This window comes from Chitinophaga sp. SVR4-12A (genome assembly GCF_056754765.1).
On record NZ_JBPGWP010000002.1, the window covers coordinates 812,965 to 825,062 of the forward strand.

Annotated in this window: 8 protein-coding genes; 3 read left to right on the forward strand and 5 right to left on the reverse strand. The window is 49.8% G+C overall.

Features of this window, described 5'->3' with window-relative positions; genetic code table 11:
• Positions 1 to 89: 89 nt before the first annotated feature.
• On the reverse strand, positions 90 to 1,088 hold the full coding sequence (locus ACR9Y8_RS29665) for an AraC family transcriptional regulator (RefSeq protein ID WP_481216925.1): 999 nt from the start codon (positions 1,086 to 1,088) through the stop codon (positions 90 to 92).
• An 87-nt stretch (positions 1,089 to 1,175) separates the two neighbouring features.
• On the opposite strand from ACR9Y8_RS29665, the gene ACR9Y8_RS29670 reads away from it, so the two are divergent.
• Positions 1,176 to 1,808 carry a hypothetical protein gene (locus ACR9Y8_RS29670; RefSeq protein ID WP_481216926.1) on the forward strand — a complete coding sequence of 211 codons (633 nt, stop codon included), beginning with the start codon at positions 1,176 to 1,178 and terminating at the stop codon, positions 1,806 to 1,808.
• A gap of 59 nt (positions 1,809 to 1,867) precedes the next feature.
• Here the strand turns inward: ACR9Y8_RS29670 and ACR9Y8_RS29675 are convergent, their stop codons facing one another.
• Positions 1,868 to 2,467: a short chain dehydrogenase gene (locus ACR9Y8_RS29675; RefSeq protein WP_481216927.1), complete on the reverse strand. Its 600-nt coding sequence runs from the start codon at positions 2,465 to 2,467 to the stop codon at positions 1,868 to 1,870.
• 105 nt (positions 2,468 to 2,572) lie between these two features.
• On the opposite strand from ACR9Y8_RS29675, the gene ACR9Y8_RS29680 reads away from it, so the two are divergent.
• Positions 2,573 to 2,920 (forward strand): winged helix-turn-helix transcriptional regulator, encoded by a 348-nt coding sequence (locus tag ACR9Y8_RS29680; RefSeq protein WP_481216928.1) that lies wholly within the window; start codon positions 2,573 to 2,575, stop codon positions 2,918 to 2,920.
• A gap of 7 nt (positions 2,921 to 2,927) precedes the next feature.
• Here ACR9Y8_RS29680 and ACR9Y8_RS29685 read toward each other — a convergent pair whose 3' ends face one another.
• The gene (locus ACR9Y8_RS29685; protein ID WP_481216929.1) at positions 2,928 to 3,602 is read right to left on the reverse strand and encodes a DUF6904 family protein; all 675 of its coding nucleotides are present in this window, start codon (positions 3,600 to 3,602) and stop codon (positions 2,928 to 2,930) included.
• A gap of 302 nt (positions 3,603 to 3,904) precedes the next feature.
• On the opposite strand from ACR9Y8_RS29685, the gene ACR9Y8_RS29690 reads away from it, so the two are divergent.
• Positions 3,905 to 7,228 carry an IPT/TIG domain-containing protein gene (locus ACR9Y8_RS29690; RefSeq protein ID WP_481216930.1) on the forward strand — a complete coding sequence of 1,108 codons (3,324 nt, stop codon included), beginning with the start codon at positions 3,905 to 3,907 and terminating at the stop codon, positions 7,226 to 7,228.
• Between the two features lie 67 nt (positions 7,229 to 7,295).
• Here the strand turns inward: ACR9Y8_RS29690 and ACR9Y8_RS29695 are convergent, their stop codons facing one another.
• Positions 7,296 to 8,831, reverse strand: a complete 1,536-nt coding sequence (locus ACR9Y8_RS29695; protein WP_481216931.1) for a SusD/RagB family nutrient-binding outer membrane lipoprotein — start codon at positions 8,829 to 8,831, stop codon at positions 7,296 to 7,298.
• Positions 8,832 to 8,842: 11 nt separating this feature from the next.
• Positions 8,843 to 11,983 carry a SusC/RagA family TonB-linked outer membrane protein gene (locus ACR9Y8_RS29700; protein ID WP_481216932.1) on the reverse strand — a complete coding sequence of 1,047 codons (3,141 nt, stop codon included), beginning with the start codon at positions 11,981 to 11,983 and terminating at the stop codon, positions 8,843 to 8,845.
• Positions 11,984 to 12,098 lie beyond the last annotated feature (115 nt).

The following is a 12,098-nucleotide window of genomic DNA, read 5'->3' on the forward strand; positions in this document are numbered from 1 at the left end:
GACTGGTGGACTTGCCCGAATCTTTGCTTGTCTTAGCCAAATCTACGATGAGTAATGAGGAACCTGTTTATTGGATATCAGAGCGGCCATCACTGCCGCTTCCGCATCTCCCTTGGCGCTACATCCGTCCAGGATTTAAACGCCTTTCTGAATGCGCTAAGATCTGAATAACCAAGTATATCTGAGATCTCCGAGAGCTTTATGGCGGGGTTTTTCATCAATTGAAAGGCAATCTCTTTTCGTACTTCTCCGGCAATATCACGAAAGCTGGTTTTCTCCTCCAGCAGCCGGCGTTGTAAATTACGTGGTGTTGTATTCAGGGCAGATGCTGCTTCTTCAATCGTAGGGATCCTTCCCTTGAATTGCAGAAATAGCAGCTGCTTCAAATTTTCCGCCATGCTGTCGGTGCTGAGCATCGCGTATTTCTCGGCCACAATAGAATTGAACAACTGAAACATGGAGCGATCGCTTGTCAGTATAGGGCTTAACACATCTTCTTTCCTTAATACGATCCTGTTGATCTCTTTATTGAAAAGCACATTACAGCCAAGTAAACGCCTGTATTCTGTAACATCCCGCTTTTCATACACCGATTCTACCCGCAATGGAATGATCTTTTTCCCCGATAACACGCAGAAGGTATTGAGAAATGCAGCGATCGTAAAATCCATGGCATGCCTTGCAGGTTCCGGGTATTTCATTACCCACAACCTGTTCTGTTCCATTTCTATAGTGGCTACATCCTGCAATATATAGTTGTATTCAACCATAGGGGAGACCATGCGGCTATACCGCCGAAAGATGTGAAAGCTTTCGTCCAGGTCCTTACAACTTTGCACCAGGAAACCAACCATCCCGTTGAGCAAGCTGTCAACCCCGGCGCCCACATGTAAACCGATCAGGGGATCACCGGTAAGCTTCAGCAGCGGCACCCATATCAGCGCAGCTTTTTCCCATGCTACCATATTTTCTGAGTTGCTGATCTCTTCAGTACTGAGATCCGACAGCTGGCAAAGCGTATCATAGGCCGCCCCGAGCGAGGTGGCAGTTTGGAAGATCTTGCGGATAACCGTTCCTTGCAGGCCCATAACGTAAAATATACCATTTTCGGCGGAAAATATACCTTTTTTCACCTGGAAAATGATGGTGCTTTGCAGTGTTCAATAAAAAACTATATGGAATCAGCTAAAGATAAGTGTCTGAAAAAGTGGGTATCCGGCAACCTGGCCGTTTATCCCATTGCGCTTGGGGTGGTGCATCCCCTGATCGCTCATGGTTTTACAGGTGATCACGATAAGCTGTTAACAACCCCACAGTTTATCATGCACACGCTGTCTGTTGCGCTCTTTATTTTAGCGCTTGGCTATACGCAGCATAAAGCGCTTTTGCTGCTTGGTAAAAGAAATAAGCAGGCAGGTGTTTGGCCGTTGCTGTTTTTCGTTCCCTGGGTATTCTGGCTGGGTTATTACACGCTCTATGTCCCATTCGACATACTATTTATGTTCCTGTCAATCGGCATTATCAATGCCGTTCAGCTCAGGCAGATAGTTAAGTTTCCCAGGAGATGGATCTGGCAATGCATCCTGACCTATTTATTAGCCGCAGTGGCAGGCATTGGCATCGGACTGGGCGCCTACCTGCTTTACTTTAAAGACCTTCAGGGCATAGCCCGGGACCTGATTACATGGCTGTTGATCAGCATTCCGGCTGCCGTTGTTGTCGCATTGCTTTCCAGGGCCTTTTTGAAAGCCCAGCTTATCACACCTGCAGAACTATCGGTAAGCACATTAAAAGAGGAGCGGGCATAAAATTTTAGGGCCGGTCTAAAAGACCAGCCCTAAATCAGTTTAGTTAATTGGTATACAGCCTAGCCAATTACCTGGTACGTCTTCCCCGTATGTGCGCCCAGCACGCTCTTAATATACGCCAATGTGATCCGGCGCATTGAAACAGGTTCGTGGCCGGGGAAAAATGGGAAATAGGCAGGTGATTCTTCCGCAACGCCCGGGCCTACAGCATTTATACGAACGCCATTTTTCAGCTCTATAGCGGCGCCACGTACAAACCCGTCTATTGCTCCGTTAACGGCGCTCAGCGACGCGCCAAAGGGAACAGGATCATCTGCCAGGCTTCCGGAAGTCAGCGTGAAAGAACCATTCGGGTTGACATAATGTTGTCCGATCAGAACAAGGTTCACCTGGCCCAGTAATTTACTGTTTATACTTACCCGGAAATCCGCATCCGTCATTTTTTCCAGGGGCCCGAAATGACCATGGCCGGCTGCACAAATCAGGGCATCAAAAGCGCCTGTCTTTTCAAACATCGCTTTGATGGAGCCAGGGTCGTCGATATTAACCTGTACATCACCGCTTTTGCTTCCCGCCTTAATGACCTGGTGGTCTTTCTCCAATGCGGCGGCTATATGTTTGCCGATAGTGCCCGTGGCACCAATAAGTATGATTTTCATTGTTGAAGATTTATTGTGCAAACTTATTCCAATACTGTACTTTTGTCAAGTAGTTACCCGGATGTCAAGTAATTACCAAATGGTTGTAATTGTCAACAGTATTGAATGATGGAGATAAAAAAAAATCTGGAAACATATCACAGCGCGGAAGACTGTCCAATAACCGCCACTATTGATGTGATTGGCGGCAAATGGAAACCGCCTATTATCTGGTTGTTGTTGAAAGGCCCGATGCGCTTTGGAGAATTCAGCAAAATAATGCCCAACATGGCGCTGAAGGTGCTGTCAAGATGCCTGAAAGAGCTCGAGGCCGATGGCATCATTATTCGGAAGGCATATCCTGAAATCCCTCCCAGGGTGGAGTATTCACTCAGCGAGAAGGGGGAATCTCTGCGGGAGGTAATGTTTTTACTATCAGACTGGAGCCGGACAAACATCATGAACCAGCGCTGACATTATGCTACCACTCTATTTCATAAAGGGAATTCTCTTCTTCAAATTCCAATTCTGAAGCATCACATTTTAACCTGGCGGCTTCGTTGCTTAAAAACTCCATATAGTTGTCATAAGCCGATCCCGGGTATTGTGTTCGTTTCAATAATTTAGGTAGTTTCCTGAAAGATTCTTTTCCGCCACCCAGCAGAAAGTATTCCATATTAATGCTTCTCATGAATTGATACAGGCAGGGATTGGCTGCATGGATCGCGCCTTCCAGGAATGGTTTTAAAAGGATGGCTCCCTGCTGGTCAAATTCTTCCATGGATTTCTGTAACCAGTGCTCCAGCATCAGGAGGACGCCCAGCTCCAGTTTCTCCGGCGGAATAAAGTGCATGTTATATCTCAACACAGCAAGGGAAAGGAGCATATGCGGCCACGAGATCTCGCAACCAAATTGCGGGATGGCTTCTCCGGTAAAAAGGGCCGATTCACGTAAAAGCCTGCTGCCCTGCAATGCATGACGGAGCTCATAGGAAAATCCACTGATTATCTTATCTCTGTTTTTCGAGCCAGGAACTGGTGTAAGCCGGTCATTATTCGAGAATTTGCCAATGATACCATAAAGCATGTTAAGGTCATCATAGGTTCCCCAAAGTTCGATACCTAGTCCCCCTTTTGTAGGTATAGTATAGAACATTTAGTGTTTTATGAATATAGGAGATGGATCAAATTGCATTTAAATAGCTGATTATGCTGCTAATATATATAAAAAATGCAAAGTGAACAAACAATGCCCGGTAACATCGCCGGCAGAGAGGCTGGCAATAGAAAAAATATCCGTTAACCCAATCGCCTCATCTGTTAAATGCTCCACACCTCCCTATGTGCTTTGCCTCATCTTTGCCGCGTTAGATTTTCACCCCAAAACCCAATACGATGAAAATGCTGATCAAAGGAACATTGTTAACAACATTTAAATCACACCAAAAATAACATCCTATGGAAAAGACCACCGAAGTCAAATTTATTCCCCCGGCAAATGGAATACAGCTGGCGGGTAACGACAACATTATTTCCCCCGAGAGAACGAAAGCCGCTGAAAAGCTGCAGCAGCTGTTCCAGTCAAAGATCGGGAACAAAGGCATCGTCAGGGTAGATCCTGATCTCGAGATCACACGCGAGCGAATGGAGCCGATAAAACAATTGCTGAAAGCCCAGGGCGTGAAGCTTACTGACCTCGAAGACTACCATTTCGACACACCCAAAAAGATCCGGAAGGCGGAGATGTGGATCGCGCCGGTAAAGAAAAAGAATACTGCGCCAGACTGGAAGAAAATAGCGATGGACTTTAAAACAGAAACTAACCCTACGCATAAGAAAGAACAGCTGAAGCGTTACCTGCCCAACAGCAGCACGGTAAAAACCGTTTCCCTGGTACCAGGATCGCTGACCATGCTGTCTGCAGAACCGCAGCCGGTGATGAGGAAAAGCTTCCTGCCCGTAGGCACTTCGCTGATCATGTGCAAAGAGCTGGATCTTACCAATACCACACTGTATATCGATCCTGATGTGGATGAGCTGATCATTATTGCCGATAAGATCACATGTGGCGATAATGCGCTCATCACCTGGAAGGCCCCCGGTGGTTCAACACCCGCAATGGCAGATGATCCGGACCTTAACGGCAGAGGATATAGCGGTGTGCACCTGAAACCCGGCACTATTCACGGACTGGACGGTGAAGACGGCTGGTCTGGCGCCATGGGCAGGAAAGGGGCAGATGGACGGCGTGCTCCTTCCATAGAAATATGGACAAAAGACCTCTCTAATATCCCCAACATAGACCTGGATGGCGAAAACGGCATCAAAGGCGGTACGGGACAGCGCGGTGGCAAGGGTGGCTGTGGAGCAGACGGCAAGCCCGGGGATCCATACAAGCACGGAAGAAAACTATGCAAGGTGGGAAGGAAGAACCTTGCAGGCAGCGGTGGCCATGGCGGCGACGGCGGCCGGGGTGGAGATGGAGGACGCGGTGGCAACGGCGGCGATGGCGGCTACATCGTCATCGGCGTACCGGAAGGGCTCAAGGTAAAAACGGGCTGGGCTGCAAACCTTAAAATTTCCAATGATGGCGGACAACCCGGCAGTGGCGGCGATGGAGGCCAAGGCGGTAACGGCGGCGATGCAGGCCGCAGCGGTAATCGTGATGGATGCAGAAGCGGCATCGATGGGAAAGACGGCGCAAAAGGTCAGCCCGGCGCAACAGGCAAAAACGGGGTACAGGCAGGAAAACAAGCGGGCATTGATATCGTGCCCTTTACGGAAGAAATGTGGGATGAACTGCTTACCCGCCCTTACATCACAGAGATTGAGCCTACCGCAGTATTTCCCGGTGGCACTATCACCATCAGCGGCACTAAATTCGTAAAAAATGATAAAGTGATGATAGCTGGTATTGGGGCGCTCACTCCCGTTATAAACGCAGATGAAAGCATAACGGTGACCATTCCCGCCAAAACAGGCGGCGGCACTTACCAGGTAAGTGTAAAACGTGCCGCTGATAACACAGAAAGCAATCATTGGTCCATTAGGGTAAAGCCCCAGCTGGACAAGGTGCCCGGTACCATTTCCTACGGTGAATCATACACGCTCACCGGCAAGGCGTTTCTGCCAGAAGCCAGCGTGCTGGTTGATGGCGAGGCAGTAGCTGCTGAGAATGTCACAACCACCAAGATCACTTTTAAAATGCCCGGCACCGGCGGTGGCGGCGCCAAAGGCGGCGAACGCTCCATACAGGTACGTAATCCCGATGGCATGGTTAGCAACACCTGTTATACAGGAACGGGAACCATCCTGGAAATACCTTTTAAATACGGTGTGCACAACTTTGCTTTTAAGAACCCAGACGATGGCATTCCCGACATGAAAGCCTATGAGGCAACTTTCGGCAAGACAGAGATACGCTTTGAATCCATTGTGGGATTAGGGCATCCGCTGTTTACCGGCCTCTTTTTCGAGTTCTATAAAAAGTACCTGAAAGGAACAAAGAACGGCGGCCTCGCCACAGGCTTTTGCACCGCTATGAGCAGCCTGGTGGCCGATAAGTTCTGGAAAGGAGATACTAATGCTTTTACTACAACCAAAGCACAGGTGCATCACCAGCTCACCTATGTGCACGGCAGACTGCTGAGCCGTCAAAGCCTTATCCACTTCCATGATCAGAGCAGGGTAGGTCTAGCGCGGATTGAACGCACTGCGCGGGAGATCGAGACGGTATTCTACACAGGTTGCGACCGTAACAAGGCGCCGCTGCTTTTCTTCATTCCTGCAGGCGCCGTGTGGGATGCCGGATACATTGACAGCATCAAGTCCACCCATTGTATCATGCCCTACAAGATCGAATACCCTTATAAACACCCGGGCACAAAGCTGAGCCCTGACGGCACTACAACCACCAACAGCCTGGAAGGCGTGAAATTGTACTGCTGGGATTGTAATTATCCCAATAATGAGAAGTGCTGGCTGGAGTTTAAAAAAGTGAATAAGGTGCTGCATTTCGACTACTATGTTGATGGTGCAGGCATTCGTTTCAGCAGCGCGAATAACATTACATTGGGACACATCAGCAATGGCGACTACCTCTTATCGGACCACGATCTTCCTTTCAGCGGGCCTTTAGGGCTTACCCGCTTCGTAATAGATTTTTTGCTGAGCCCCGCGGATCTGCAGATCACAGATGAAAACGGAAAAAAGACCGGCAATTTCAACAATAAGATCTATAGCGAAACCGACGATGCACATCCGGTTTACCTGGGCCCCGGCGCATACCTGCTGCCTGAAGGGAAAGCCTTTACACGCAAGATCGTTGGCAGCGGTAAAGGCGTATACTCCTACAACAGCATTATGCCCGATGGTACTGCGGTGGCGCTTCAAAACGTACAGACCCAACCCGGGCAAACAGATACCCTGATCATGAACGCAGACGCATCGCAGGTACGCTTTGTGCCACAGGTGGAGAAGAGCTTTACGCTTGTATTCTCAAGACTGGTAGGCGAACAGGCCCGCTCATTATCCATCAGTGGCATCAGCAGCGGACCCGGTAAGGAATGCGACATTACCGTAAGCCCGGATCTCAGCCTGTTCAGGCTCGGTAACAAAGGAACATTGAAAAATGTAGAGGTAAAAGCCTTTTCAATAGACCAGAAGGTTAACAAGCCGGTTAACAAACAAACAACGCTGAAGCTGCCCACCAACCACGACCTGGTGGTGTCTGTAGCAGACTGGGTGGAACTGGACCTGCACGCCGAAGCGCTTGAAGGCTGATCAGATAACAGGCAGGAAAACAGCCAGGCATTCCTCCGCTAAGGGAAATGCCTGGCTCTTTCTGCTGTTACTTATCCCACCACACCCTCGTACTCAACTTATCCGCGCCCTGCCGTTCAATCGCCGCATTCACATTTGCCGTATTCACACTCAGCTCCGAGGTTGGATACGTCAGTCTCCTGATAAACGTCCCATTCGGCACATCCGGGTTACTCGGCTGCCCATAAGGATTAGGCGTAAGCGCCGGAAAACCGCTCCTCCTGAAATTAGCGAATGCTTCGGGACCATTCAAAAAGGAAGCGATCCAGTACTGCGTATTGATCTGCTCCAGCTCTTTACCAGCTACGAGTGGATTCGCAGCTACATAAGCATCCCGCGCTGCCGCAGGAACAGCTGAATTAGGATCGTACACCGCCATCTGGTCCATATGCGCATTGATGCCATCCGCAAAATATTGTGCAGCCGAACCGGTAGCAATCCATCCCCTGAAGCGCGCTTCCGCCAGCAGTAAATTAGTCTGTGCAGCCGTCACCAGGAACACCGGCGAATTTATTTTTACTATCCTGCGCCGATCCACCTGGCTGTAATCATAAAAGCTCTTCAGGCCATCAGCAGTAGCAGCAGCCACGATGGTGCCATTATCTTTTCCAATGGGCATACCTATTTGCTTTGCAGGATCGGTGCTGCCAACAGCAACGGTCTGGTCCGCACCGCTCGCAGCGCCAACATATCTGATGGCAATAGATTGAAGACGTGGATCGTTCGTATTTTTCAGCTGGTCTACAAATGGCTTGGCCAGATAGAAATTGGCCGCTTCACTGCCGTTCAGCGTACTGCCAATAGGCTGCGTGAAATTCGCATCGTGACGTATATAGGCATTATCTGCATTAACAGTGATCACACCGCCGTTAACCGCCGCCTGTACCGTACTTTGCGCTTTGGCTGCATCTACCTTCCCCAGTCGCATACCAGCGCGCAGCAACAAAGAATAGGCAAACTTTTTCCATTTCGCTATATCCCCTGCGTACAACACATCCCCGTTTTCAATCGTGCCTGCAGGGTTCAGTGCCGCTGCCGCATCTGTCAGTTCCTGGATGATCTTCGGATAAATATCCTGCTGGCGGTCATATTGCGGAAGCAGGATCCTATCTGAAAAGCCGGCGCCGCCTTCAGTATACGGAATGTCGCCATATTCATCCGTCAATATCATGAATACATACGACTGATAAATGCGCGCCATATTGTACATATTACTCCTGGCGGGGTTATCCTTTGAACGCACCAGCGCATCATGCGTGTTCTTGATCACGCTTTGATAATAGGCCGTCCACAAAGGTTGCGTGGTTACATCGCGGCTGTCCTGGTTGAAATTGGCCCCAGCCAGTACACCACCATTCGGCGTCACCATCTGCTGCACAATGCCCACATCAAATACCAGCGATTTTACCGGGAAGGAGGTATTGATCACCGCCTGGTTCAACAGGAGCGCCGGGTCAAGCGCAGTGGGATTTGTTTTGCTGACATTAAGATCCGACAATCCATTTTCACAGGCAACAGCCGATAACAACAAAACAAATAAGCTATAGCTGAATATTTTTTTCATGATACTGGTTGTTAGAATTTAACGTTCAGGTTCAATCCAAGGCTACGGGTGGTAGGCAGGCCGGGGGATTCAAGCCCTACCTGGTTATCCGAGCCAAAGCCAAATGTTTCAGGATCGATATTATCTACCCATTTCTTGATGAGCAGTACATTGTTGGCTACAAAGTCAAGCTTCAGACCTTTGACAGGCCAGCTGGCCGGAATATGTTTAGTGAAATCATAACCGAGCGACACCTGCCGCAGCTTCCAGTAGCCGCCGTTGTAGACCACCGCTTCCACGATCTGCTGCGTGCGAAGATGCTCCCAGTAGGTTTGCACAGCCGCTACGGCATTGTTGGGATTACCGCCTGCATCCACACCTTCTCCTTTCACACCGCCTTGCCGACCTTCCAGCGTCATCTTGTGCAGTCCATGCCGTACGGCATTGAAGTTGGTGCCCGACAGCATCTTATTGCCAAGCTTATAGTCAATGAATACATTGAGCGTAATTCCCTTATAGTTGAAAGTATTCAGGAAACCGCCTACCCATTTCGGCAAGGCGCTGCCAAACAACACGAAATCGGGCGTACGCTGTGGCAAACCGTTGGACTGGAAGATCCGCTGCCCCTTGTCATTGCGCGCATAGGCGTAACCGGCTATCTGCCCGATCTCCTGGCCTACCACCTGCCGCGTCTCTCCGTTAAATACATGCGTGCCCGTAGTAATGCGCTCGCCCGGTTTGTCGGTAATGATGCTCAGCACTTTTGTGATATTGTAGGAGGTATTGGCGGTGAATTCCCAGCTGAAGCTGCGGTTCCTTACAGGCGCCAGGTTGAGCATTGCTTCAAACCCTTTATTGCGGCTTTTTCCACTGTTGATAGGCGTATTAAGATAACCCGATGCATCGGAGATCTGCACCAGCACGATCTGGTCGCTGGTGATCTTCCGGTAGGCTGCCAGGTCCAGGTTTACACGGCTGTCAAACATCTTCAGTTCCAGGCCTACTTCTGTTTCCGCTACGCGGCTGGGTTTCAGATTAGGGTTGGGCAGGGTAGTGCCTGTCGCGTTGTTGCTGATATTACTGGTGCCCACGGGCACCGGTGTTCCATTGGGATTCGTGATGAAATTAGCGTTCACCGTATAGAACAGCTGATCAGAATAAGGCGCCACATCGCCATCGCTGCCTACTTCTGCATAGCCCGCCCGCACCTTGCCGAAATTCAGCCAGCTTAGATGCGGCAGATGTTCCGAAAATACATAGCTGCCGGAAACAGAAGGATATACTATGCTTCTGTTGGACGGTGACAGGGTAGAGAACCGGTCATTGCGCACCGTACCACTCAGGTAGAAGGTCTGCTTCCAATTCAGTTCAGCGGCGCCGTATATGGAGTTCACGCCCTGCTCGTTCAGTGTATACACCGGGTCTTTGGCCCGCCCGTTCTGAACGGTATACAAATCCCTGATGATAAAATCGGTCACCACTACATTGTTAATGTCAGAACGCTTACGCATCCGGTTGCCTCCTGCATTGACATTTACACCCAGGTTGCCAAAGGTTTTATTGGCATTCACCAGGAAATCCAGGTTCGTTTCCCGGAAGCGGCGTGATTCCTGCGTGTATACGCCGTTCACAAAGCCGAAAGGCGCTGCTGCCCGGGAAGCCTGGCCCGTGGGGAAGTTATTGACATCTTCATCGCGCGACCAGTAATCCTGTCCAAACCTGCCCTGTACACTCAGCCAGGGTAGCAGGTTGTATTTCAATGTGACGTTGCCAAAGAGGCGGTCACGCTTAATGTTGTGGAACTGTTCTGCCAGCACCCAGTAAGGGTTGGTCCGGTTGGTAAACCTGGACCAGGGATTTTCATTGCCCGCCGCATTGTACTTGTTGGCATCCAACACACTCAGTGGCATAGAGGTTGACAGCGCCATCAAAGTGGTAGGAATGGAATTGTCCTGGTTAGCAATATTCGGTGGGTTCTTATTGACCTCATGCGAATAGTTGATGTTGCCCGATACCTGGAATTGCTCCGTAAGATTATAGCTGAAGCCCAGGTTCATGGTCTTTCGGTTAAACGAATTATTAGGCATGATGCCCTTATTATCTGTATTATTAAGTGACAATCTCAGGCCGCCTTTGTCATTGCTAACGTCAAAAGCTACGGTATTAGACACGTTCTGGCCATGGCGGTAAAATTCCTTGATACGGCTTCCCTGCGGCTGGTACGGAACACTCAGGTTATCAAAGAGGATCTGCGTCATGCCTGGTGCAAACTTTTCACCAAACGACCATTCTCCCGAAGTAGGATTGGGCGCGGTTGGACGAACACCATTCTCGCCCTGTCCGTATTCGTTCTGGTAATCTGTAAAATCCAGCGGCGTATCATTGGTATAGTTCAGGTTATAGCTCACTCCGATGCCCTTGGTCGTCCCTTTTGTTTTGGTGGTGATCATGATCACGCCATCCTTCGCGCGGGAGCCATACAGCGCTGATGCAGGGGCGCCCTTCAATACGGTCATGCTCTCAATGTCATCAGGATTGATGCTCGATAAACCATCGCCACCGTCCGCAAATACGCCGCCTCCCTTTACGGTGATAGTGTTGTCGTTGAAGTTGGTATTGTCAACCGGTACGCCGTTGATAACGATCAGCGGGTTGTTTTGTCCGGACAAGGACGATTGTCCACGGATGCGGACCTTGGAAGTTCCACCAGGCCCTGTGCCCAGGGAGGAAATATTCAAACCGGCCACCTTGCCCTGCAGCGCGTTCATAACATTGCTGGTGCGGTTCACGCTCAATTCCTCCGGTTTAACGGCAGTAACGGAGTAGCCCAATCCACGGGCCTGCTTTTTTATACCCAGCGCCGTTACCACCACTTCTCCCAGCTCCTGTTTCCCGGCTGTAAGCGTTACATTTACCACGGAGCGGCCTGCAACGGCCACCTCCTGGGTCTGGAAGCCAATTGAGCTGAAAACAAGCGTAGCATTGCCTGCGGCATTAATGCGGAACTGGCCCTCCTCGCCGGTGGTCGTTCCCTGGGCGCTGCCCTTTACCACCACGGAGATACCAGGAAGCTTTGTACCTTGTTCATCCGATACAGTCCCTGTTATTGTTTGCGCATGAGCAGCAGATATAAGTAGGAAGAGCATGCAAAGCATGCCGGGATACTTTTTCATACCGTGGAATTATTGTTATTTCGACAAATTATCCGGTATTCCACTGAAAAACTTCCAAAATAGCACGGCGTTGGATTTTGTACACGGCGGATAAATAAATTTCCTTTCTTTATAT